Origin of the sequence: Actinomadura terrae, assembly GCF_022751215.1 — a bacterium.
GTDB lineage: Bacteria > Actinomycetota > Actinomycetes > Streptosporangiales > Streptosporangiaceae > Spirillospora > Spirillospora terrae.
Window position 1 is genome coordinate 870,192 of sequence record NZ_JAICDG010000004.1, and the last position, 22,000, is coordinate 892,191.

Genomic DNA, 22,000 nt, shown 5'->3' on the forward strand with positions numbered 1-22,000 from the left:
CGATCAACCCGAAATACGGGGATAGCGGGTTCCGAGGCGAGTAGACGCCAAGCCGATTGTTAATGGTGAGGGTCAACTTGCTCGGGGTTACCTGGCTACTCTCGTCCGCGCGTCCCCGTTCGATGGTGATGGGGTCGCGCGTACGGACTCCCGGAACGCGCGTCCATACCCCACCGATCCAAAGCTCGACGTCCACCTTGAGGGGAGCGTCGGGGAACTCGGCCGGTGTCTCCGGCTCGGGCGGGACAGGCCCGATCGGTGAGGCTGCGTTCGCGGCGGCGAGCTCGTCCCATCGGTGCGGCGGCCACGTCGGGGAGGCTTGAGGATTGGACCATCGGACCTCGTCCACGAGCGCACCGCCGACCGACCCGGTCAGCGTGACGAGGACCGGGGCGATGTTGTCGCCCACGTAAACGGTCGCGGTCGCTGTGGTGCCGGTGAGGACGAGCTCGACGCGGAGCTGGACGGCGGTTGGTAGCGGCGTTGACGCGGTCGTGACGACGCTGTTTGCGGCGTCCCGGAGTCGGAGGAGACCGGCGACCGTGACGTCTAGCCGCCATTGCAGCGCGCCAGACGCGTACGCCTGGAGGAGCGGTGCCCCGGCGGAGGGCCAGGCCGTCAGCTCCAGGTAACCGCGCAGGGCGTACCCGCCCGCGGGGAGCGTCAGCCCAGACCAGACGAGCTGCGCCGCGGTGCCGGCCCCCTGGACAACGCGAATCCTCGGTGGCCGACCCCCCGAAGCCTCGACCGTCGCCGCGCCGGACGACACCAAGGAAAACGGCGTGTCGCCGACGCCGCCCGTCCCGGCGGTGACGGGCGCCCCATCGGCGAGGCCCTGGCCGGACCAGGCAGCAACGATGGTCATCAGCGCCCCCCGAAAGCGACCTGAACATTTCCGCCGCCCTCGACGCGCACCATGCGCTGAATGCGTCGCCGGAGCTCCGCGTCTGCGCCGGTCAGGTCGATGATGACGCGCACCACGGGCACGGCGGCCGCGCCGCTCGTGGTGCTCCGGGTGGTCGCTGCCGAGCGGACGCTAAACCCACCGGTGGCGGTGGTGGCGACCGAGCGGACCCCGGCGACCGTGGTGAGACTCGTCATCGCGGCCGCAACCCGACCGCGCGAGCTCGTGATGCCGTCCGCGAGCATCAAGCCGATCTTCGCTCCGGAAACTCGCGGGTTGCCAGAGCCACTCAAGGGCCCGGTTTTCGCTGGTGAGAACGGCAAGTAACTGCGGATCTTCCCGGCGATGTCGCCCATCGCCGAGCCCACGTTGCCCGCGCGCGACCGGATACCGGAGATCAACCCGTCAATCACGCGCCGACCCGCGCCGACCAGCAGCCCGCCCATGTTGCCGAGCGCGGACAGCAGGCGCCGCGGTAGGCCCCGCATCCACGCGACCAGGCTGAGGCCCTTGGAGATCGCCGCGGAGGCGAGCCGGGCGAACCACCCGGCGACCCGGACGGGCAGCACAGCCAGCCAGCCGACCGCGCTGATCACCGCGCGGATGAAGAACCGGATCTGACCGACGAGCAAGTTCAACGCGCCCCGCGTGATCGCCTGAATTCCGCGCCAGAGCAAACCCCAGATAGCGCCGAGCAGCCCGACCGCACCGCGCAGGATGGACCCGATCATCTGGATATTGCCCGATACTATGCTCTTGATGCCGTTCCAGACGCGCCCCCAATCGCCAGTAAGGATACCGGCGAAAACATCGAAAATGCCCTTGATGATTTTGAAGCCGCCGGACCAATACCCGATCAAGGTCGTAAAGAAGATCGACGCTATCTGTAGCTGAGTAGGGCCAAAAATTCGGCCTAGCGCGTTGGCGATATCTAGCCCGCTGGAGACGATGTCCGTAACTGTTCCGACGGCGTCGCCGATTCCCTGCGACCATTGCTGGACGGTACCGCGGTTGTCGTCAAGCCATTTTTTGGCACCGCTTACTCCATCGCCTACAAAACGCTCAACCTTGGCCCAAATATCACGGGCCTTGTCCACCACATCTTGATTATCGCCAAGCCAGCGGGTAAGAGCCGCGTTCGCTTTCCCGCCGAATGCGGTCACACCCGGGACAACTTGGCCGCCGAGAAAGTCGACAAACTTGCCCTTCATCGTCCGCTGAAACTGCGTGAGCCGCTGTGACGCGGTGTCGTGCAAAGTCTTGCCGACCTTGTCCGCGGCGCCCCCCACCTGGCCCAAATCTTTTACGGCCTTGGAAGGGTCAAGGGAAAACAGGGCTTGGCCGAGGTCCTCCGCCTTTGTACCGAACAAAGCGACGGCGGCGGCCTCGCGCGCGACCGGGTCCTTCATAGCGCGGAGTTTGTCTAGGACGGTTTGGAGTCCCGCCGCAGCAGGCTTACCGCCCTGGGCAATCTGCGCCGTCATCTTCTCAGCATTCAGCCCAAGCGCCTGGAATCCTTCCGCGCTCGACTTGGAACCGTCGACGGCACGGATAGAGAATTCTTTGAGTGCATCGGCAACGGTGTCTGCGTCCCGTGCACCTGCGCGAAGGCCCTGAGAAAGGAGCCCCATGGCCGATTTTCCGTCCATGCCGAGCTTCCGAAATTGCGTCGAGTACTCGGTGAAAGTGTCGAGCAAATCCTCCGCTTTGTTGGCGCCAAGTTGAACGCCGCGTGTGAGGACGTCAAAAGCCTCTTGTGCGTTCTTGGCCATGCCGGTTCGCAGCATCGTGCCGACCGCTTGTGAGACGCCACCGACCTCTTCGCCCATGATGTTGGCGAGGTCCATAGCGGACGCGGAGACAGCTTCGATATCGGCCTTGGACGCGTCACGCATTCCCCCGATGTTTTGGATGACGGCGGCAATAGCGTCCGTGACTTCGCCCATGCCCTCGCCGTAGCCCTTACTGAACAGGGTTCCGGCGGCCTTGCCGAGCTCGGCGCCGCGCGGCCCGAACGCACCGACCTGCGCCTGAAGTTTCGCGGTGGCGTCCTGCTTTTCCATGGCGGACTGAAGACCCACCATGAAAACGCCGCCGACCGCCGTACCGGCGGCGAGCCACGGACCCGCCTTGCCCAGCAGCCCGGCGAGCTTCCCGCCGAGCCCGCCCACTTTGCGACGTGAGCCCGACTCGGCGCCCTCGCCCATGCTTTCGCCGGCGCCCTCGCCCGCTTCTCGGCCTGCGCGCCGCGCCGGCTCGTGCACACGGGAAAGGCCGCGCTCGATGCCGCGTGCGGCGTCGCGGCCCGCCTCCTGGCCGCCGCGCTCGGCCTCGTCGGCGACCTGGTCCATAGCGCGGGACATCTCCTGCACCGCGCCCTGCCCAGCCCGCTGGAACTCCTGCTCGACGCGCGTCATCGTTGACCGCGTGGTCGATTCGAGCCGGTTCATTCCGGCCTCCGCGGTCCGCATAGGTGCGGTAAATCCGCGGTCATCCAAGCTGATCCGGCCGACGAGCTCGCCGAGGTCTAGCGCCACGAGGCATCACCCCCTCGTGGTCACTGCTGCTGTTTGTCGTCCTCGTCGGGCGGCCGGAACCGCCGGTAAAGCCGGGTATCAGCGGTGAACAGGCCCTCGATACGGACCCGTAGCCACCGCCACGTGCGGGCACGCAGGATGCCGGATTCGACGTCTACCCCGTAGACGTCGTGTAGATCGGCCTCGATTAGCCGCCATTCTCGGAGGACGTCGCCCCAGGAGACGCCGACCTCTTTGCTGCTGAGGTCTTCGGCGCCCTCGTACCACTCGTAGAGACCTGTCTCTTCGTCGTACGTTCCGCAGCCGCGGACGCCCGGCGGGAGGCCCGATTCGGGGTCGACTCCGCCGAGCCGAGCGCTTCCGGGATATCACCGCCGGCCTTCCAATAGGACTCGGCGTCATCGTGGGTTGCCGTGGTCCACAGGAACATGGTCATGCCTGCGTGCGAAATGCGGTCCCACTTCACGCCGTCGGCGAGCATCTCCTCGAACACCGGGCCCAGCATGCGCTGATAGAGGAGTCGCTCGTCGCCGTCGTTGAGCTTGCCCGCGTCGACGTCGCCGCCGTTCTTGGCTTTCCGGATTTCCTCGACCACTCGCTGAGCCCAGAGCCCATCGAGCCCGGACACGGGCGGGATCCGGTACTTTTTGCCGTTGATCGGCAGCGTCAGCGACGAGTCGAATACCTCGTCGATGTCCTCGAACTCGGCCATCAGGCGGCCGGATTCACGATGTCGACGCGCTTCCCGCTTCCGCTCAACTTCGCCGTAACGATGTCGAGCGCCTTAGTGTCCCCGCCCTCGGGGTCCCAACTCACATTGGCGAATCCCTGGAAGGCTTCCGGCCCGCCGGTGCGGTCATACCACCGAACCTCAACGAGCCCGAGTTGGCCGAACTTCACCGCGGCCGCGCGCAGGATCTCCTGTCCCGGATCGTAGTTGCCGGTGTTGATCCCGATCTTGCGGATGAGCTTGGCCTCGATTCCCCACTTGAGTTGCGTCTTGGACTCAGACGCCCAACCCTCGCCGTCGTAGTCGCTGTCGTCCTCCAGATTGGGTTCGACGGGCGGCTTGAAATCGGCGACCGCGCGGACTCGCGTCCACGGGGTGTCGCCGGGGCGGCGGACCTCGAAAATGTACTTGCTCGCCTTGGTGGGGACGAGCTGCTCGTCCCCGGTCGGAAGTGCGTAGGTGTAGGCGGCGGCGAGGGTCACCGCGCCCGGGGACAGAACGACGTCCTTCGCGCCGACCGTGCCCGCCGGCGCGGTGACCTTTAGGAGCGTCGCCGATTGCGCCGCGAATAGCGGGGCCGCGGCACCTCCAATCGTGACGCCGGTGACGGTGTTCAGATCCGCCCCGGTGATGTAATGGATGGTGCCACCAGTGGTCGGCCCGGTAGCCGGAGTGATGCCGGAAATAGCGATCGCCATCGGGAGTTTCCTTTCTCAGTCGGGCCGGTGCGCAGTCGGGCGCGCGGCTGTCACGTAGTAGTTGTCCGTGCGCTCGTACCGGCCGCGGGCATCACGCCCGAGCGCGGCAGAGGATCGGCGTCGGATAAGAGTCGTAGCGACCACGTTCGGGCCGGTGCCGAGCCGGAGCATGGTTGCGCCGTGGAACTCGTCCCAGACCCGATCGGCGAGGTCGTCGACGGCGTCCGGGGCGGCCGCGCGGGTGCGGATCTGTACGGCCTGGATCACGTGTGAAAGGCCGGCGTCTTCGTTCTCGGGGTCGCCGTAGGCGGCGAGCGCGAGGGCGGCGTCCGGCGCGTCGCCGAGCGAACGGAGAAAAACCGGCGGGGGGCCATCCGGCGGGTAGGCGCCGGTTGGCTGCCACCGGGCAATCCCGCGCGCCGCTAGCTCCTCCGCCAGGCCGACGAGGAGATTGTTTGTCCAGCCCATTAGGTGCCGAGTGCGCGGCGGAGCTCGGCGGCGACGAGCTCGGCCATGACGTCGCTTTCCTCGGTCATGGCGTCTTCCAGGTATTTCGCCTTGCGGCCGTCGTCGTGCTGGAGGTCGAGGTCTTCGTGTTGGCGGACCGCGTAAGGGGTGTCGTAGCTGACCGCAGCCTCCAGCGTGCTCGGGTCGACGCTCGCGACGCCGGAGCGTTCGAGGGTGCCCTCCTCCAACGGGACGTACGTACGCGAGACCTGGAGGAGGTGCTCGGCGGCGAGCGCCAGGCCGCGGACGGCGCCCGCGCGTTCCTGTGCGGCGAACTGGCCGAAGTTGATCGTGTTCCGGACGCTCACGTGCACGTCACCTCCAGATGATCGGGGGTGGGGAGGCCGGGCGCGCGGTGGTCTGCCGTCTGCATGGCGATGGCTGTCCGGCCGCCGGGCAGCGTGAGGCGGGACCGTGGAGGGCACGCCGTACCGGGCATGAAATAGACCGTCGTCGAGGACGTCGTCCGGTTGCCATCAGCGTCCCGAAGGTACTGCGTCCTCGCCTCGACGAGCGCCCGCACGCCGTTGACGGGTGGCCCATAGACGGGCCCGGTCGCGCCTTCCCCGGCGTACGGCTCGATCGTGACGCGGTGGACGAGCGCCCATTGGGGGATGGCGCTCACCAGTACTCGACTCCGTCCTCGTACTCGAACGGGTTGCTTCGCGGAGCGTGGCCGGTCAACCCCGCGAGCCGCAGCACTTCGGCGGCCTGCTCGCCGAGCCGACCGACCGTCCCGGATCCGGCGGTGCCGGGAGCGGGGCGGGTGACGTTGACGGAGCCGATCGCCGCCGACCCGGCCGGCGCTGAGATCCCGTCGGCCTCGCCGTTGGCGACCCTCCAGGCCGCCTGTTCGAGGGTCGCCTCCTTGATCGCGGCGGCGGTCTTCGGGTCGGTGGCGACGCCGGTCGTGTCGTCGACGGCGTAACGGGTGCACAGCAGCGCCCCGTCGACGTCACGCGATGCCCGCGCGAGCAGGCGCGCGGCGCCGGGCGGCGCCGGGTCGGGTGCGAGGAACTCGGCGAGTTCGTCGGGCGTCGCGTACACCGCCACAGCTATCCGCCCTCGCGGGCGTCGTGGTACCGGGCGGCGAGCTCGTCGCGGGTCGCGGCGTCGGCGTCCTGCTCGGTCATGCCGTGGGCGATGGCGTAAACGCGCCAATCAGCCTTAGACGCCGAGCGGGCCGGGACCTTGTCGGCGTCCTGGTCGTCGCCCGGGTCCTCGTCGACCTGCTCGACGCCGTATCCGTGCCGGCGGAAGTACGCCAGCGCGCCTGGGGACGGGTCGACCTCGGCTACACCGCCGGCGAAGTCGACGCCGGCGACGTTGCCGGAGAATCCGGGGACGGGCGTGGTGATCCGGTGCATGGCGCTCACTGGACCTTGATGTTCCGCAGGACGGCGGCCGCCTTGGTGGCCATGAGGGCGACACCGACCGGGCCGAGTTCGACCTCGCCGGTCTTGACGGCGCCGGAGGTGCTGAAGTCGGGCAGCCACGTCTGGACCATCTGTCCGCCGACGGTCGCCAGACCCTTGAACCCGTCGAGCCCGACGCGGACGGCGTAGAGGTCGGTAAGGCCGGTGATGTTGCCGCCGGATCCGGCGCCGTCGGTGTCGCGGGTCTCGACCGGAATGATCGGGTTGTTCGTGCCCGCCTTGTTGCCGGGGTCGGCGAAGATCACGCCGCCGTAGGTCTCGCGGACGATCGGTCGGCCGTTCGCGCCGATCAGCCCGTCGACGGGGTCGCGGGTGTACTGGCCGGCGCGGCGCGCCAGCGCGCGGACTCGGGAGAGCGCCTTGGCGTTGCCGAGGACGATCGTCGGCGTCCCGTCGAGAAGCTGGAGCCACTCGTCGAGCAGGTCCAGCGCCTTGAACGCCGCGCGCTGATCGGTGTCGAAGTCCGTCCAGTTCACATAGCCGGTCGCGACGCCGTTGTTCAGCGGAAGGTATTCGGTGGTCGAGCCGGTGAGGGCCTTGTCGAGGCCGTCGAACCCGTTGGCGTCGGTCGCGGTGTCCCCGTTGATTACCTCGTCTTGAAACTTCGTCCGGGTGGCCTTGATCTTCTGTGCGAGGTTCAGTGACACGGCGCTAGAGGCGTTCGGGCCGATCTTCGCGACGACACGGTCGACCTGGAACGATCCACCCATGACCGCAAGGTCGGTCGTATACCGCTGCGTGGAGACGTTGCTCGGGGTGTACTCGGCGTTGATCGCGCGGGTGGCAGCGGTCGGCTGCGTGACGAGCCGCCGGTAGCCGTAGGTCAGGGTGGCGCCGCCACCGGCGGGGTTCACGACGTCGTCGAACGTGAGGGCGTCCAGAATCGCCGATTCCTTGCGGAACTCGTCGATCACCATCACGTCGACGTCGTCGGTCGCGTTGTTCTTGGCCTCGGCCAGGGTGACGGGCACGGGGCACCTCCTACTTGTAGCGGGCCGCGACGGCGGCCGAGAGGGTCTTGGGCTTCTTGTCGGGCGGGGTTCCGCCCATCGGTGCGCCGGAGGCGGGCGGGGCCGTCGTGGCGCGGTATCCGGGGTTGTCCTCGACGGCCTTCTTGATCAGCTCGCCGAGCTTCTTGGAGTCGCCGGGGTCGACACCCTTGAGCTTCTCGGCGAACGCGCGGGAGTCGAGCAGCTTCTCGGCGTTCGCGCCGTGCTTTCCGGCGGCCTTGAACACGGCCAGTTCGATCCGGGCCTCGTTGCCGTCGGTCTGCGCGGCGGCGAGCTGCTCGGCGAGCTTGTCAGGGTCGGCGGGCTGGTCGTTGTCTTTGATGCCGAGCGCCTTGGCGATCGCGTCCAGCGCGCCCTGGTGCTTGGTCTCGGCGTCCTTGGCCTTGGTGCGGTGGCCTGCGGCCTCGCTGCGGGTGTCGCGGATGAGCTTCTGTGCCCATGCGGGCAGGGACGAGACGTCGCCGTCGTCGCCCTGGCCGTCGTTCCGGGTGCCGCTGTCCGGCGGGGTCTCCTGCTCACGCTGGCCGTTGTCCTGGTTGTCGTTCTGGTTGGGGGCGGGGGCGCCGTCGTTGCCGGTGCCGCCGTCGTTGTCGTTGTCCGCCATGCGGGACCCTCCCGGGGTTCGCGGTGTGGGGTGTCCGGGCGCCTGGCCCGGGGGGTGGTGCTGCCTCGCGCGCCGGGCGTGAGGACGTCCAAAGAAAGTGTTGTCCAGATACTAGACAACACTTAGAGAGAGGCCTTAGTGTTGTCCTCATCCGGGACAACACTTAGGAGGGGCAATGACCGAAGTCATCCAGACCATCACCCTTAACTGCGGCCACGTCTTCGCCTACGCGCTGCCGGTGGGTCAGCTCTCACTGCCCATCATCGGCTGCGACTTCGCAACCTGCGTCGACTGCTTCAACCGTCACAGCTACGAGGGGTTCCGGACCGTGGTGTCCGTCGTCAACAGCGACGAGCGGCCCAAGCCGGTCGCGGCCGAGTTCGCCGAGCGTGCCGACGGCGCGCTGTTCGGCCTCGCGGCCAGCAACGCGCCCGCCACCGACGGCGGCCTGTTCTCGGTGGTGGCGGCCTGATGGGCACCTACGAGGAGGACCTCGCCGAGAAGGTGCGCGAGCTCCGTACCCGGACCGGCAAGAAGCGCGCGGCCCAAGACCTACTCATGCACGGAATCGGCGTCGTGCTCGGCTACTGGACCGAGAACGAGGACATGACCGTCGCGGCGCTCGGCGGCGAGGACAGCCAAGACGTCGACGAATTCGCCGAAATCCTCAAACGGGAGGCGGACCGAATCGCCCACCTGTTCGGCTTCGACGAGGCATGGAGCAACTGACGTGGACGAATACGGCATCTGGACCGAGAGCGACGGCGGATTCGTCGAGCGAGGGCTCTACAGCCCCGAGAAAGCCGCCGCGCGCCTTGCGGAGATCATCCGGGACAGCGACTACCCCGACGACGACCGCGCGGACCTACGAGTCCGGGAGATGTGCCCGAAACACGCCGACGAGGAACAGCCTCGGAACGGCTGCGAGGGGTGCAACCAGGACGAGCCCGTGAGCTGATCTGACGTCCCGTCTGGGGCCGGTCTCGTACCGGTCCCGGGCAGGGCGCCAGAACAGACCGAGCAGAGGACAAGCGTTGATCGAGGTTGCGACCGGGCCGCGTGCCGGATTGAGTGTGCCCGTGGGACACGACTACACCGACGGGCCGCCGTCGCCGTCCGGGACCGTAAGCTACCTCGATCGAGCCGCCGTCGGCGCCCTGTTCGGCGTGTCTGCGGTGGCGGTGGCGAAGTGGCAGGGCCGCGACCCTACGTTCCCCGCGCCGGACATCGTTCTCGGCGAGCGCGAGCTCCCAGGCTGGTCGCCGCGCCGAGCTGAGGAGATCAGAGCGTGGTATGCGGCCCGCCCGGGGCAGGGTGCGCCGGGGCGGCCGAAGCCGGGTTCGGGCAGGTGGGGGAAGCGTCAGCCGGAGTAGTCGACCGGCGGCGCGCTGCTCTGTGCGTAGCCACGTAGCCACATGCGCGCACGGGCACGGGCCTGCGCGTCGCTCGACTCCGGATCGTCCGGGCATGCGGTGACGGGGTCGTCGGCCTTTCCGGCGGCTCTCCCGGCGGCGAGGGCGCGCAGCATCGGCAGAGCCGCCGCGGCGTTCTCGATGCTCACGTAAGGAAGTCTCCCCCACCGGACTCGCGGAGTCTACGGAGTGCGCCGGAATCGCCGAGAAGCTGCTCTTTCCACTCCGCGAATGTCGTGCGCCCGTGGGCGTCCCACCAGGCTTTTAGCTCGTCACTCGCCCACCGGCGCGCGGCTGCTTCCGGGCCGCTGAACAGCCGGACGGGGTCGATACCACGGGCGCGGCCCTCCGGGGTGACCAACTGGCCGCGGGTCGCGTTCTCCGCGGCGAGCCACTGCCGGTGCACGAGATCGCGGTAGGAGGCGCGGGCGAGGTCCTCGAACCCCGCGCCGCTGTACCCCTGGTCACGTAGATCGTCGATTGCGCGGCGCCGGCGCTGCCGCTCGATTGAAATCCCGTACACCTCGGCGACGGCGTCCTCTTCGGGCACGCCGGCGTCGAGGAGTTCCTCCATCCGTTGCGCCTGCTCGTCGCGCTTGGCCTCGCGGCGGCGGTTGGCGGCCTCGCGGTTGGCGGCGCGGCGGGCCTCGACGGCGCGGCGCTCGGCGTCCCGCCGGTCGACCTCGGCGGCCAGGCGCTCGAACTCGTCCAGCCGCGCGGGGTCCTGGACGGCTTCCATCATCTGGCGTTCGAGATCGTCGTCGGTCAGGCGGCGCGGGTCGCGCGGCGTCGGCTCTAGCTCGGGCTGGTTCGGCGCCGGACGCCGGTCGTCGACGGGCGGCCGGTCGCGCTCGTCGACACGGCGCGTACGCGCGGGCGGGCGGGGCGCCGGTCCGCCGTCGAGCGTCGGCTCGGTCGGCGGGCCGAGGTCGCCGGCGGGGCCGCCCGGGGCGCCGCCGCGCGGCGGGGTGTTGCCCGCGCCGGGCTGCTCCCGGTACCGCAACCTTTTCAGCTTGGGATTGGCGGCGAGGTGGTCGCGTAGATCGGCCTGAGCGCGCCGCACGCGGCCGTTAGCGATCTTCCGAGCCTCGGGGGTGAGGGCGGCCTCGGCGCGCTCTTTCTGGCGGCGTATGCGCCGTTCTAGCTCGCGCTGACGTACGCGCGCCTTGTGGCCCTCGGGGTCGGCGGTCGGCCGGTCAGGCAGCTTGGAGATGCCCGGGAGGAAGACCGAGATCGAGTGTCGGCAGTTCGGATGAAACAGCCCATCACCGCGTGCGGCGTCGAGGGTGGCCAGGACATGCACGGTCGTCATGACGCCGTCGCGTGTCGGGTGCTGGACGCTGACCTCCAGCGGCCCGGGGTCGGTGCGCAAGATCTTGCCCTCGAATGGGCGGCAGCGCGGGCACTCCTGCGGCGCGTTGCTCACCAAGACGAGATTTGCGCCGATGGAGTCGAGCCGGTCGACCTGGCCCGTCGTCGCGGCGCGCTGCGCGTTCGTCCTTGTGGCCATCTCTACGTAACTGCTGAGCCTCCAGCGGCGGCCGGCGCGGTCCGTGAAGCTCATCAGCCCGCGGTCGACCAGGCGTTGCCATGCGGCCTGAGCGGCTTGTCGGCGGGTCTCGGCGCCGGTGAGGATGCGTGCCGCGGCGGCAGCCTGGACGGATCGGTAAGCGTCCTCGACGTTCCGGAGCACGTTCCGCGTGACCCTGCCGAAATCGCCGTGAAGCGCGGCGGCGAGGGCCTCGACGAAGCCCGTCCCGGACCGCTCGCGCGCGGCGGCGCGGGCGGCCTGCCCGATCCCCGACCGGGGGAAATACCGCTCGGGAAGACCGGCGGTCGCGTTGCTCCAGCCGTGCCGGTACGAGCGCGCGAGACCGTCCCGGATCGCCGGGCCCGAATCAGCCTCCAAGGTCGCGATGACGCTCCGAGCGCCGGCGCGTAGCGCGCGGATCGTGCCGAGGCGCTGCTCGACCGCCGGCGAGTCGAGGTCCTGGTCGAGATGGCGCGCGACGAGCCGGACGAGCGCGGTCTCGGCCTCGCGGTAGATGTCGGCTACGGATGCGGCGATGGCGTCGACGCGGTCCGGGTCAACGGCCACCGGGCGCCCTACTCCTCGCCGTCCGGGTCGCCGTCGGCGTCGTCCTGGCCGTCGTCGACGGGCAGCGCGCCGGCCTGCTGAGCAAGGCCGGTCATGCGCTCGATCGGATCGGTCATCCCTCCGCGCTCGGCGGCGAGCCGGTCGACCTCCGCGGAGACCTGGGTTGCGTCCCAATCGGGGTGAAGCATCCGGACGAGCGTCTCGTCGGATGCTGCCTCGGCACGCCGCATGAGTTCGGCGGTGGTGGCGAGGGCCTGAATGTCCGGCGCGACGGAATCCCCGAAATTCACCTGGGGACGCTCGGGCACGACATCGGAGCTGAACAGGGGGCCGGCCCGAAGCTGGAGAATCATCTCGATTCCCTCCTCTAGCTCCGGGGTCGAATAGAGCGCTTTCCTTGACTTCGTGATGAGGGAGCGGCGTTCCTTCGCGGTGACCTCGGTCGCAGTTACGGCGACCTCTCCCGACAGGCCGAAACTTTGCGCGCTATAGCCGGTCGCGCGGAGGATCACGGCGAGCTGCTCGGCGCAGGTGTCGCGGTGCTCGGCGACCCTGATAGCCATCTGTTGCGGGGAGATGTCGAGGCGCTCGGCGTCACCGCCGAGCATGTTCACGCCCTCGTACAGCTCGCGGTCGAGATCGAACGTCGCGCCTTGACCGGGGCCCTGCGACTGGAGGTAGGCCGACGGCACGATGAGACGGGCCTTGCCGAGCCGGACGTCCCGCATCCATGCCGCCCACGTCTCATCGAGCGCGTCCATGAAGCCGAGGACAGGCCCGGCGAAGTCGGAGCGGCCGAGGTGCTGCCCGATCGCTGAGGTACGCCAATCGCGGTTTGGGAGCATGTTGGGCACGTACACGGCGGTCACGCGAGTGAGCCCGGTTGCGACGGCCGGTTCTAGATGCGCGGTCTCGGGGTGCGCTGTGAGTGGCATGGCCTCGCCGAGCGTGCCGGGGGTGCCGAGGTACAAGCCGTTGAAGATCCATCCCGGCTCGTGCCGTTCTAGGTGCAAGAGGCATTTGCCGTCGGAGGTGTCCTCGATGGTGCGCCAGAACGTGACCGCCCACAGTTTCCCCCAGCGGAATTCAGGGACGGCGGCGTCGGCGTCGACTCTGTCCAGCCACGGGAGAGGCGCGATGGCGCTATCCCAGACGGCGCGGAGGAAATAGCCACCGAGCGCGGCGCCGATCTCGGACGCCCCGAGCAGGGTGGCCTGTAGCCCGGGGATCATGTCGTCAATCGCCGCCTGCGTCTCCGGGTTGGTGACGTTGATCGAGGGCGGCTCGGAGAACAGAAGATCGCTCGACATCGTCGCGATGTCCGAGGCGATGGGGACGTGAAGCCGGCGGCGCTGCTGCCCGACGGGAGTCGGCTCTCCCCAGAAGAACCGACTGATCTTGCCGAGGAGTCCGCCGCGCCGTTGCGAGGGACGGGTCCGCGGGGTCTGGTCGGGCTGGGCGGAGTAGAGCGTCGACAGCCGGTCGGGGTCGCCCTGATACCAGGTGTCGAGCAGGCGATACTGCTCGAAGATCGGCGCGTACGGCGCGGGGGGCCAGGTCCCGCCGGCGGGAAGCGGCATCGGGTCACCTCCCGTTCGGTTGTGCCGGGGTGTGGCCGGTGCGGGACCTCGGGGGCCGTCCCGCACCGGGGCATGGGGAAGGGGTCAGACGCGCGGCGGCCAGCACCACGAACCGGGCGGGATGTCGTCGCCCTGGCCGTGCGGCACGTTGTACTCGGTGAAGCCCCCCGCCTCGCCGGGGGTGAAGACCCACAGGTGAACGTGCATGTCGTCCGTCAGCGCCGGGATGAGACCGGCCTCGACGCCGCGCGGGTCGAGGGAATGGACGTCCGCGGTGACGATGGCGGCGCGCATCGCGTTGAGGCCCTCCTTGCCGCGGTAGTGCACGATGCGGCCAAGGGTGGGCGGGGGGATCTCGCGCGAGGTCATGGGAGCTCCGTTCAGGCTGCGAGGTCGAGGCGGTCGGTCAGCGGCCGCCATATGTGCTCGGTCGTGGTGAGGACGTACCGGCCGCCGTCGAGGCTGTGATCGGCCACCTTGAGCGGCCGGTCCTCCCCCTTCAAGGTGGCGTCGGGGTCCCATGCGTAGCCGGGGGCCTCGGCGATGAAACCGACGCACCGGTCGGAGACGAGGAGTTTCCGCTCGGCAAGCAGCGTCGCGACGAGGCTGATCCCGCGGGCGACGTCGTTGTTTGCCTTGTGGACCGAGAGGCCGTCGCGGGTGAGCTGCAAGCGGAAGCTCGCGGCGGACGGGTCGGCGACGACCCACTCGACGGGGAGCCGCGCGCCGTCCGGGAGATGTGAACGGCGAAGCCAGGCGCGCAGGCTTTCGGAGAGCTGCCCGTCGGTGAGCTTTGCGGCGTCGTGCTTTGGGTTGTGGCGCCATTCGTCGACGAGGTAGAGGCGGCCGTCCTCGCCGGCGCCGAGCAGCAAGCCCGCGGTTGGGTTCGTCGTGCCGTAGTCGATCCCGATCCCGACAAGGCGCGTGATCGTGGGGAGGGTCTCCCACGGGATGACGTGGACGGACGGGTCCCACATGTCGAATACGGCGCCCTCGGCGGCGACCCACTCGCCGAGGACGAACCGGCGGCGCCATAGGCCGGTGTACTGCCGGTGGTATCGGGCCTTGACCTCTGCGGGCAGGCCGGGGTTGTCATCGAGGACGAACTTCCAGGTCCGCCAGTCGGGGAGGTCGCCGAGCCGGTCAAGGAACCGCGCTTTGACCCAATGGGCAGGCGAGTCCGGATTCGTCGTCGCGAAGATCTGCGCGCCCTCGACGCTGCATCGGCCGAGAAGCTGCTGAAAGAAGTCTTCCGAGACGACGGTGAGTTCGTCGACGTAGGCGCCTGCGCAGGTGAGGCCGCGGAGGACCTTCTCGGCTTTGGCGTCGGAGGCGCCGAGGACGTGCACGGTGCGGCCGAGGATGACGGCGGTTGCCGCGCCGTTGGTGTAGCTCGTCAGCGCGGCGAGCGGCCCGAATAGCGCGGGGTCTTGGAGGGGGCCGAAGACGTTCCGGTTCAGGCTGTCGCGCGTCCGGCCGACGACGACCAGTTCGCCGCCGCGGGGTGCGGTGGCGACGTACATGAGCCAGCGCAGCAGGGACGAGATCGTTTTGCCGGACCGGATCGAGCCCTCGGACAGATTCACGAACGCCGTCGAGTTGACGACATAGTCAACCTGGCGGCGAGACAGCGGTAGGGCGTCGAGCAGGTTCACGCGTCGCTGGCGGGCGCGTCGTCCTGGCCGTCGCGCCACGCCTGGCCGAGAGCCTCGGCAAGGTTCGTGAGCATCGCGCGGCCGTCGTTGACGCCGTTGTCGGCGTCGAGCTCGACGAGGCGGGCGTGCCGTTCGGCGGCAAGGCCGGCGGCCTGGACAATCCGGAGCTGATCGTCGAACAGGGGGCGTTCGAGGGGTTCGCGGGTGGCGACGTTGTCCTTCCCGCCGATCTTCACCAAGTCGCACGGCTCCCAGAGCTGCACGCGTAGCCGGTGTGCGTCCTCCAGGAGCAGCGCGGCCAACTCAGCGCGCCGAGCCTTGGCGTCGATCACCTTCGCGCGGGTCGCCTCGGCGGTCCGGCGCCGGTCGAACGTCAGGCCAAGCTCACGGGCGATCTTGGACACGGTCGACTGCGCGCGGCCGATCTCGCGGGCGATGGCGTTGCGGTTCAGCCCTCGCGCGTGCAGCTCGGCGACGCTGCGGCGGTCTCGGGTGGTGATGGGGCGGCGGGCGGCCATGCCGGATCACCTCCCGGACATGACAAAGGCCCCGTAGGCAGGGCGTGTACTCCTGCGCCGTCCGGACACTGCATCGGCGTCTACGGGGCCTTTGGCCGCTCGTCGTGTTCAGGGCATGCCGAACACGACTCCGATCATGAGTTATCCACAGGCCCGGTGTCAAGCTGGGGACGAGCGCGTAGAGCGCGAATCGTGGCGGCCAGGGACGGCCAGTCGGGCGCGCCGGCGGCGTCGCGCGCGTCGTTCAGGTACCGCATGTGGCGGGCGTCCTGCTCCTCGCTGGATTCGGCGCGGCGGCGTTCGGTATCGCGCTCACGCTCGTACCGCTGGGCGGTGGTGCGCCAGTCGGCGGCCTCGGCTTCGGCGCGCTGGGCCCGGGCCCGGAGCTCGGCGACGCGGCGGCGTAGCGAGGGCGGGTCGGCTGGTTGGTCTTCGGCTGGTCGCCGGAGTCGGGATGCGTGGATTGCGAGTGCGGAGCCGGCGCCCTCGATGGCGTAGAGCTGGGCGTCGCCAAGGCCGGTGAGGTGTTGGCGGGCGCGGTCGTCGTCCTGGTCGAGGCACGCGGCGAGGGCTGCGTGCGTTGCCGATCGGAGCCGCATGGCGGCGAGCTGCTCGCCGATACGCGCGGTGGCGCGGCGGATGGCTTCGGAGTCGACGCCGATCGTGATGAACGGTTCGGGCTTCTGGTTGGTCATGCTGCGGTCCCTTCGGTCGGGTCGGGGGTGACGTCCTGGTCGAGGCGACCGGCGAGCAGCTCGGCGGCAGCCTGGTCGGGGGTGGGGGTTCCGGCGCGGCCGGTTGTGCTGCGGTCCCGCTTGTAAGGCGGCGCGGCCGCGGTGGTGGTGCGGCGCTCGTCCAGGTGGGCGATGCGGCGGGCGAGCCAGGGCCAGTCAGGGAAGCGCCAGACAGGGCAGCCTTTCCACCAGGTCGTCACGTCCCGGGACGGCGGCTGGCACACGCCGGATTCGCACACGATCGCGGGCTCGTCGACCAGCACGCGGACACGCCAGGAGTAGCCGCCGGCGAGACCTCCGCGGCACCACGGGCAGACGGCTTTGACGGTGTGCCCGTCGACGTTCAGGGCCAGGGCGGCGGCGAGGTCGGCGAGGATCACCGCGGCAGTGTCGGCGGCGTAGTGGGCGATTTCGGCGCCGTTGGACCAGCCGAGGACGGCGGCCGGTACGCATTCGGCGGCGCGGCGCAGATAGGGGCGCGGGTCGCCGTCGGCCGGCGCGGGCGGGAGCGGGTCGGTACGGGCCGCGTGTGCCAGGTGCCAGGCGAGGTCTTCGGCGCGCCACAGGACGCCGGACAGGACGTCGAGGACGTCCGGGCGGGCGGCGTCCTTGTGTTCGCCGGGGGCCTCGTCGGTGCGGTCGGCGAGCTCGGCGCGGGCTTCGTCGTCGGCGACGGCGCGCGCGAACGCGTCGAGGTGCGTCTCCCGCCACGGGCGACGCACAGTCGGGTCGCGTAGCAGCGCGACGAACGTCACGAGGTCGGCGGCCTCGGCGAGGTCTGCGACGGCGCGGTCGACGGCGGGAAGGTGGCGGCGGTCCTCGCGCGCGCCGCGAGCGACCGAGCGCGCCGTCTGGTCGCTGCCGGTGCCGCCGCTGGGGTTAGAAGGGCGGGGTGTCGTCATCGGCGGCGGCCTTTCTGGTTTGTGGTGGGGGTGCGGCGAATGGCGTCATTGGGGAATGGCATTTGTGGGTGGCGAGGATGGGGTCACGGTTTTCGCCGCGGATGTTCCATTCGTAGCGGTGCCAGAGTTCTTTTCGGCCTTGGCGGGTGCTGAAGTCGTAGGTGTTGCGGCCGTCGCAGAGTGCGAATGCTTCGCCCAAGGGGGTTATTGGGGTGGGGTCGCATGTGACGTTGCGTGCGGCGCGGTCGTCGTCCAGGCCGACGATGACGGGTGCTTTGCAGCGGGGGCAGAGGCGCAATGTGGCGGCTCGTTGGCCCTCGTGTTCGCGTCTTTGCTGGAGCCACCGGGGGATCACGTGGTTGTCCCGGAGGGGGTGAAGGCGGGGCCGAGGTCTTCGCCGGTTCTGGTGTCGATGCGGCGGCCGTCGACGAGATCGACCGTATCGCGGCTCGGTGGTTCCGGGAGTGCCCGGCCGGAGTGGTTCCCGGAGGAGACCCCCCTTCGGGGGGTGTCTCCGCTGCCGGAACCACTCGACCGGGGTCCGGCCCCGTGGTTCCGGGAGTGGTTCCCGGGTGGTTCCGGGGTGGTTCCGGGTGGTTCCGAGTGGTTCCGGTCCTGGTCGGAGGGTTCGGGGGTGGTGAGGTCGTCGGCGACGAAATAGCGGCGCGCGAGAGTGTGAGCAAAGCCACGCCCGCGGGCGGTGCCTTCCCGGTCGACATAACCGCGGCCGACGAGCTCGTCGAGGGCGGCGGCGACGTCTTCCTTGCGGCGGGACAGGGCCAGGGCGATGCCGGACACGCTCGTCTTGGGCGGGTTCTCGAATAGGTGGTCGCTGATGGCTTCCATGAGCATGAGGCGTTCACCGGCGGCCTTGTCGGGCCCCGGGATGGCGAGGTCGGGCCCGTGGATGGCGACGGTGACGGCGCCGGTTTCGGCGTCGGAGGCGAGGACGGCCATGCCGACGTATCGGGCGTCTTTGGAGACGGCGCGGACGTGCCCGGGCCGGTCTTTGTCGACGGTGATACGGAGTCGGCCGGTCATTCCGCGGCCGAAAGGTTCGACCACTTCGACGGATAGGGCGCAGCCGTCCATCATGGCGCGTTTTGCTTGTGCGCCGATTCCGCCTTTGCCGCGGCCTTCTTTGTGTTTGGGGACGTGGTCGACCATGACGACGGCGCCGCCCGCGCGGGCGAGAGGCTTTAGGAGGAGTTGCGCGAACGCGGTTGCGTCTTTGTTTTTCTCCAGGTCCAACCCCAACAACGTCATTGCGGCGTTGACGCCGTCAAGGCCGATGAGGTCGGCCTCGACGGCGTCGAGGTGTTCGCGTAGGTCGTCGCTGGCGGTGGCGTGGAGGGTCTCGTCGGGTCCGATGTAGTGGAGTCGGGTTAGGTCGGTGTCGGGGACGCCGAGCGCGCGCAACCGGCCGATGATGCCGGCTGCGGTGTCCTCGAAGTCCAGGTAGGTGACGGTGCGACCGGCCGCGAGGGTCTGGGCGACGGCCAGGAGGAGAACCCACGTTTTGCCGGACTCGGACTCGCCGAGGATGGCGTTTACCTTCCCGGTGTAGAAGAGGCGCGCGCCGTCGGCGCGGGCGAGTACGGCGGGCGGGGGTTCGTCCTCCTGGCCGGCGATGACGCCGGCGAGGTTGCGGGGCCACCAGGACGTTCGGGATCGGGTCTGGTCGGGTTCTGGTGACGTTTGGGGGGTCGGGTCGGGGGGTGGTCGGGTCGGGTCGGGTTGGGGTGGTGTGAGCGCCGTTGCGCCTACCGTGATCGGGTGGGCGCCGGAGACGATAAGGCCGGTGAGCTGTCCCGCGCAGTCGCAGGAGGTCTGACCGGTGGGGTTGGCCGAGACGAGGTTGACGGCCGAAGTGACGAGCGCGGCCCATTCCCGCGCGGCCTCGCTGGGGAACCGGACGGCGCCGGCGCGGTCCGGGCGGGTGGCGTTGGCGACGAACGCGCCGTGCGCGACGGTGAGCGCCTGGAGGAGTCCGGCGTGTCCCTCGTCGGCGAGGCGGACGGCGCGGAGGGCGGCGTCGCGGGCGGCGTTGTGCGCGGACCCGGGGCCGGTGAGGTCGTGCCGGGCCTGGTCGATGGCGCGTGCCATGCGCGCGCACGGCTCGGTGGTGGCGCCGGGGCGGGTGAGGATCCAGGCGCGGGCGGTGTCGTCGGCGAGCGCGTTCCGCGGCATGGCCTCGGCGGTCTGGCCGTGGGTGAGGCCCTCGACCCACGCGTCGGGGAGCGGCGGGAACTGGTCGGGGTCGGGAACCGCCGTCGACGTCAACCCGGACGGGCTTATCCACCGGTAGGTGCGGCCCTCGGGGTGCACGGACGGCCAGACAACGGCGTAGCGGTATCCGGCGTGGATCAGCTCGACGTCCGCGCCGAGCTCGCCGGGCCACGCGAGACCTTCCGGCACGCGGTAGAGGCGGATGCCGGACACGCCGTCATCGCGGCTCGTCGTCCGCCACGTCGCCGGGAGTACACCCCATCGGGCTTCGGCGTCGGCGAGGGTGGCGGCGCCGGCCTTGGCGTCGTAGTTGTCGACGTCGACACCGATCACGCCGGGCGGCAACCTCAGGGCGATGTTGCCGGCGCCTTCCGGACCGTCAGCCCATGCGGCGCAGTCGGCGAAGCTCGGCCAGGCTCCGCCGGAGCCGGTCCAGCCGCGCGGGACGGGCTTTTTCCGATGCGCGGGCAGGGGTAGAACGCCGGTCCAGCCAGCGCGGCGGTAAGGGTCGTACGCTTGGGCGTACGGGCCCGCGGTCACGCGGGGACCCCGATCCGGTCGAGAAGGTGCGCCGTGGCGAAAGCGCCCTGTCGGGGAACGACGCCGTTGCCCAGCGCCTTGAGCATCTGGTTTCGGGTCAGGCCGGGGACGGCGGTGACGTGGCCCTCTTGTAGGCCCATGAGCCACTCGACGAAGACGGGGTTCAGGCGGGGCCGGCCGCTTCTTCCGGGCTCAGTGGGATGGGGAGCTGGCCGGCCGAGGATGCGGGCCCACCGGTCGATGGCGGGGCGATAGGCGCCCCATTCGGTGCCATTTGCCGTGCCGCATCGGTGAGGGTGGTCCCGTGTCCCCATGCGGGGTTCTGGCCGCTGGAGGACTTCGAATCCGTTGAGGTCGGCGTCGGCAGCAGCATCACGGCCGAGGGAAGCATCAGATCGCCCGAGCTGCCCCTTTGATTGGGGCCGCCTTTCGTGCCATCCGTCGCCCGCGGTGTCGGCAGTAGCGTCTCGCGCAATGATCGGCCGCCCTGCCGCTCGGGGCCGGGCTGGGAGCCGGTCGCTTCCGAGGTGGTCGGTGTCGGCAGCAGCTCCGCGACCACTGGAAGACCGTCCGGGAAGCCGCGCCCCTTGGAGTCGCGGGCGCGGGGCGTCGGCAGGCCAGGCGAGGAGGAACCACCGTTCACGCTGATGGGGAGCGCCGATGTCGGATGCTCGGATACACGTCCACTCAGCATCGAACCTGAGCGCGGCAAGGGCGGCGAGGACAACGTCGAGCCCCGGTCGTCGACCAACGATGGCGCGCACGTTCTCCAGCACGACGAGGCGAGGTCGTAGTACACCGATGGCGGCGGCGATGACGAACCAGAGCCCACTACGGGTTCCTTCCTTGATCCCGGCGCCGAGGCCGGCGTATGAGAGGTCTTGGCAGGGGAAGCCGGCGGCGAGGACGTCCACGGGCGGGACGGTTGTCCAGTTGACGACGGTGATATCGCCGAGGTTGGGCACGTCGGGGTGGTGGTGGGCGAGGATCGCGGCGGCGCCGGGGTCTGGGTCGGCGACCCACACCGGGCGAACGTCGAGCACTTGGGCGATGGCGAGGTCGAGTCCGCCGTAGCCGGTGCACACGGATCCGAGGTGGAGCGGTTCGTTCACGTGCCCCCGATCGGGTCTGAGCCGTGCCAGCCGGAATCGCTGGAGTCAGGGGCGGCGGGTGTGGAGGAGGTAGGCGGCCAGCAGGCCGACGAGAAACGCGACGGGGGTGATGTAGGCGCACCACGTCGGCACTACTGGCCTCCTCACCGGGTGACTACTGGCCGAAGCCCATGGCGGCGCGAGCCTCCGCCGGCAAGGCCGCGATGGCGGCCTGCTGCTCGGGGGTGAGCTGCGGCGCCCCGGGCGGCGCCTGCGGAACCGGCGCCGCGGGGGGCGCGGGGGGCGCGTACTGCTGCGCCGGAACCGGGGGCGCCGCGGGGGCGGGCGCCGGGGCCGCAGGCGGCGCGTACTGCTGGACGGGCGGCGCCACCGGTGCCGGGGCGGCGGGAGGCTGTCCGGCGAAGCCCTGCCCGATCGTCTGCGGCTGGACGGACGCCGCCGGGGCGCCGTTGCCGCGGATGACGACCACATGGAAGTGCTTGAGCGACTTTCCGCCGGCGCGCTGCTCGATCTGCGTCAGCGTGATCTGGATGTGGTCCCCGGCCTCCGGGCGCTGCTCGGCGAGGGCGACCTTCAGCCGGACCTGTCCGGCGGTGACGGTCTTCTCTTCGCCCTGGTCGGTGACCATGAGGATCTGCGGCGCGACGCCGCCGTCGTCGAAACGGTGGGCACGGACGACCTGAATGGTGCCGCTGATAGCGTCGCCGGGCTTGTCGAACTTGACGAAGTCGCCGCCGACCTTGAGTTCGGGAGTGTCCCAGATGGACATGGTGGGCCTTTCGTGTTGGGCCTGA

At 69.9% G+C, this 22,000-nt stretch carries 25 protein-coding genes; 3 read left to right on the forward strand and 22 right to left on the reverse strand.

The window, feature by feature from the left end; all coding sequences use genetic code 11:
* Positions 1 to 864: 864 nt before the first annotated feature.
* The 10 genes from K2F47_RS28550 to K2F47_RS28595 form a co-directional block, all read right to left on the reverse strand.
* Positions 865 to 3,441 carry a phage tail tape measure protein gene (locus tag K2F47_RS28550; protein WP_242908668.1) on the reverse strand — a complete coding sequence of 859 codons (2,577 nt, stop codon included), beginning with the start codon at positions 3,439 to 3,441 and terminating at the stop codon, positions 865 to 867.
* 187 nt (positions 3,442 to 3,628) lie between these two features.
* Positions 3,629 to 4,153 carry a DUF7426 family protein gene (locus K2F47_RS28555; RefSeq protein WP_242908669.1) on the reverse strand — a complete coding sequence of 175 codons (525 nt, stop codon included), beginning with the start codon at positions 4,151 to 4,153 and terminating at the stop codon, positions 3,629 to 3,631.
* Entirely contained in the window at positions 4,153 to 4,869 is a 717-nt protein-coding gene (locus K2F47_RS28560) for a phage tail tube protein (RefSeq protein ID WP_242908670.1), read from the reverse strand. Before K2F47_RS28560 ends, K2F47_RS28555 begins: the two co-directional genes overlap by 1 nt.
* A 15-nt stretch (positions 4,870 to 4,884) precedes the next feature.
* Positions 4,885 to 5,337 (reverse strand): minor capsid protein, encoded by a 453-nt coding sequence (locus tag K2F47_RS28565; RefSeq protein WP_242908671.1) that lies wholly within the window; start codon positions 5,335 to 5,337, stop codon positions 4,885 to 4,887.
* On the reverse strand, positions 5,337 to 5,684 hold the full coding sequence (locus tag K2F47_RS28570) for a minor capsid protein (RefSeq protein ID WP_242908672.1): 348 nt from the start codon (positions 5,682 to 5,684) through the stop codon (positions 5,337 to 5,339). The genes K2F47_RS28565 and K2F47_RS28570 overlap by 1 nt, the downstream gene beginning before the upstream one ends.
* Positions 5,681 to 6,001 (reverse strand): hypothetical protein, encoded by a 321-nt coding sequence (locus K2F47_RS28575; protein WP_242908673.1) that lies wholly within the window; start codon positions 5,999 to 6,001, stop codon positions 5,681 to 5,683. The genes K2F47_RS28570 and K2F47_RS28575 overlap by 4 nt, the downstream gene beginning before the upstream one ends.
* Positions 5,998 to 6,429, reverse strand: coding sequence for a hypothetical protein (locus K2F47_RS28580; RefSeq protein ID WP_242908674.1), 432 nt, complete (start codon positions 6,427 to 6,429; stop codon positions 5,998 to 6,000). The genes K2F47_RS28575 and K2F47_RS28580 overlap by 4 nt, the downstream gene beginning before the upstream one ends.
* Positions 6,430 to 6,431: 2 nt before the next feature.
* A complete protein-coding gene (locus K2F47_RS28585) occupies positions 6,432 to 6,752 on the reverse strand; it encodes a hypothetical protein (RefSeq protein ID WP_242908675.1) in 321 nt (106 codons plus the stop codon).
* Entirely contained in the window at positions 6,749 to 7,783 is a 1,035-nt protein-coding gene (locus K2F47_RS28590; protein WP_242908676.1) for a major capsid protein, read from the reverse strand. Before K2F47_RS28590 ends, K2F47_RS28585 begins: the two co-directional genes overlap by 4 nt.
* 10 nt (positions 7,784 to 7,793) lie before the next feature.
* A complete protein-coding gene (locus K2F47_RS28595; protein WP_242908677.1) occupies positions 7,794 to 8,426 on the reverse strand; it encodes a hypothetical protein in 633 nt (210 codons plus the stop codon).
* A gap of 175 nt (positions 8,427 to 8,601) precedes the next feature.
* On the opposite strand from K2F47_RS28595, the gene K2F47_RS28600 reads away from it, so the two are divergent.
* The 3 genes from K2F47_RS28600 to K2F47_RS28610 are packed head-to-tail and all read left to right on the forward strand — an operon-like array spanning position 8,602 to position 9,384.
* Complete coding sequence (locus K2F47_RS28600; protein ID WP_242908679.1) at positions 8,602 to 8,898, forward strand: hypothetical protein; 297 nt, start codon at positions 8,602 to 8,604, stop codon at positions 8,896 to 8,898.
* A complete protein-coding gene (locus tag K2F47_RS28605; RefSeq protein WP_242908681.1) occupies positions 8,898 to 9,155 on the forward strand; it encodes a hypothetical protein in 258 nt (85 codons plus the stop codon). The genes K2F47_RS28600 and K2F47_RS28605 overlap by 1 nt, the downstream gene beginning before the upstream one ends.
* A 1-nt stretch (position 9,156) precedes the next feature.
* Complete coding sequence (locus K2F47_RS28610) at positions 9,157 to 9,384, forward strand: hypothetical protein (protein WP_242908683.1); 228 nt, start codon at positions 9,157 to 9,159, stop codon at positions 9,382 to 9,384.
* A 402-nt stretch (positions 9,385 to 9,786) separates the two neighbouring features.
* On the opposite strand, the gene K2F47_RS28615 is transcribed toward K2F47_RS28610, so the two are convergent.
* The 12 genes from K2F47_RS28615 to K2F47_RS28670 all read right to left on the reverse strand — a co-directional run bounded on the left by K2F47_RS28615 (position 9,787) and on the right by K2F47_RS28670 (position 21,975).
* Positions 9,787 to 9,987 carry an Rmf/CrpP fold protein gene (locus K2F47_RS28615; protein ID WP_242908685.1) on the reverse strand — a complete coding sequence of 67 codons (201 nt, stop codon included), beginning with the start codon at positions 9,985 to 9,987 and terminating at the stop codon, positions 9,787 to 9,789.
* The gene (locus tag K2F47_RS28620) at positions 9,984 to 11,936 is read right to left on the reverse strand and encodes a phage minor capsid protein (RefSeq protein WP_242908686.1); all 1,953 of its coding nucleotides are present in this window, start codon (positions 11,934 to 11,936) and stop codon (positions 9,984 to 9,986) included. Before K2F47_RS28620 ends, K2F47_RS28615 begins: the two co-directional genes overlap by 4 nt.
* Before the next feature lie 8 nt (positions 11,937 to 11,944).
* Positions 11,945 to 13,516: a hypothetical protein gene (locus tag K2F47_RS28625; protein WP_242908687.1), complete on the reverse strand. Its 1,572-nt coding sequence runs from the start codon at positions 13,514 to 13,516 to the stop codon at positions 11,945 to 11,947.
* Positions 13,517 to 13,600: 84 nt separating this feature from the next.
* Complete coding sequence (locus tag K2F47_RS28630; protein ID WP_242908688.1) at positions 13,601 to 13,885, reverse strand: hypothetical protein; 285 nt, start codon at positions 13,883 to 13,885, stop codon at positions 13,601 to 13,603.
* An 11-nt stretch (positions 13,886 to 13,896) separates the two neighbouring features.
* Positions 13,897 to 15,102 carry a PBSX family phage terminase large subunit gene (locus K2F47_RS28635; RefSeq protein WP_242908689.1) on the reverse strand — a complete coding sequence of 402 codons (1,206 nt, stop codon included), beginning with the start codon at positions 15,100 to 15,102 and terminating at the stop codon, positions 13,897 to 13,899.
* A gap of 65 nt (positions 15,103 to 15,167) precedes the next feature.
* A complete protein-coding gene (locus tag K2F47_RS28640) occupies positions 15,168 to 15,689 on the reverse strand; it encodes a hypothetical protein (RefSeq protein WP_242908690.1) in 522 nt (173 codons plus the stop codon).
* A gap of 134 nt (positions 15,690 to 15,823) precedes the next feature.
* The gene (locus K2F47_RS28645; RefSeq protein WP_242908691.1) at positions 15,824 to 16,384 is read right to left on the reverse strand and encodes a hypothetical protein; all 561 of its coding nucleotides are present in this window, start codon (positions 16,382 to 16,384) and stop codon (positions 15,824 to 15,826) included.
* Positions 16,381 to 17,325 (reverse strand): hypothetical protein, encoded by a 945-nt coding sequence (locus K2F47_RS28650; protein ID WP_242908692.1) that lies wholly within the window; start codon positions 17,323 to 17,325, stop codon positions 16,381 to 16,383. The genes K2F47_RS28645 and K2F47_RS28650 overlap by 4 nt, the downstream gene beginning before the upstream one ends.
* Positions 17,303 to 17,524, reverse strand: a complete 222-nt coding sequence (locus K2F47_RS28655) for a hypothetical protein (RefSeq protein ID WP_242908693.1) — start codon at positions 17,522 to 17,524, stop codon at positions 17,303 to 17,305. The genes K2F47_RS28650 and K2F47_RS28655 overlap by 23 nt, the downstream gene beginning before the upstream one ends.
* Before the next feature lie 152 nt (positions 17,525 to 17,676).
* A complete protein-coding gene (locus K2F47_RS28660) occupies positions 17,677 to 20,094 on the reverse strand; it encodes a bifunctional DNA primase/polymerase (RefSeq protein WP_242908694.1) in 2,418 nt (805 codons plus the stop codon).
* Positions 20,091 to 21,206 carry a DNA cytosine methyltransferase gene (locus tag K2F47_RS28665; RefSeq protein ID WP_242908695.1) on the reverse strand — a complete coding sequence of 372 codons (1,116 nt, stop codon included), beginning with the start codon at positions 21,204 to 21,206 and terminating at the stop codon, positions 20,091 to 20,093. The genes K2F47_RS28660 and K2F47_RS28665 overlap by 4 nt, the downstream gene beginning before the upstream one ends.
* 154 nt (positions 21,207 to 21,360) lie before the next feature.
* Positions 21,361 to 21,975, reverse strand: a complete 615-nt coding sequence (locus K2F47_RS28670; protein ID WP_242908696.1) for a hypothetical protein — start codon at positions 21,973 to 21,975, stop codon at positions 21,361 to 21,363.
* Between the last annotated feature and the right edge of the window lie 25 nt (positions 21,976 to 22,000).

Bases quoted from the DNA above. Each gene is read 5' to 3' on its own strand.
- K2F47_RS28625 (WP_242908687.1), bottom strand. From the start codon at position 13,516: ATGCCGCTTCCCGCCGGCGGGACCTGGCCCCCCGCGCCGTACGCGCCG.
- K2F47_RS28645 (WP_242908691.1), bottom strand. From the start codon at position 16,384: ATGACCAACCAGAAGCCCGAACCGTTCATCACGATCGGCGTCGACTCC.
- K2F47_RS28630 (WP_242908688.1), bottom strand. From the start codon at position 13,885: ATGACCTCGCGCGAGATCCCCCCGCCCACCCTTGGCCGCATCGTGCAC.
- K2F47_RS28600 (WP_242908679.1), top strand. From the start codon at position 8,602: ATGACCGAAGTCATCCAGACCATCACCCTTAACTGCGGCCACGTCTTC.
- K2F47_RS28640 (WP_242908690.1), bottom strand. From the start codon at position 15,689: ATGGCCGCCCGCCGCCCCATCACCACCCGAGACCGCCGCAGCGTCGCC.
- K2F47_RS28595 (WP_242908677.1), bottom strand. From the start codon at position 8,426: ATGGCGGACAACGACAACGACGGCGGCACCGGCAACGACGGCGCCCCC.
- K2F47_RS28650 (WP_242908692.1), bottom strand. From the start codon at position 17,325: ATGACGACACCCCGCCCTTCTAACCCCAGCGGCGGCACCGGCAGCGAC.
- K2F47_RS28555 (WP_242908669.1), bottom strand. From the start codon at position 4,153: ATGGCCGAGTTCGAGGACATCGACGAGGTATTCGACTCGTCGCTGACG.
- K2F47_RS28565 (WP_242908671.1), bottom strand. From the start codon at position 5,337: ATGGGCTGGACAAACAATCTCCTCGTCGGCCTGGCGGAGGAGCTAGCG.
- K2F47_RS28605 (WP_242908681.1), top strand. From the start codon at position 8,898: ATGGGCACCTACGAGGAGGACCTCGCCGAGAAGGTGCGCGAGCTCCGT.
- K2F47_RS28560 (WP_242908670.1), bottom strand. From the start codon at position 4,869: ATGGCGATCGCTATTTCCGGCATCACTCCGGCTACCGGGCCGACCACT.
- K2F47_RS28670 (WP_242908696.1), bottom strand. From the start codon at position 21,975: ATGTCCATCTGGGACACTCCCGAACTCAAGGTCGGCGGCGACTTCGTC.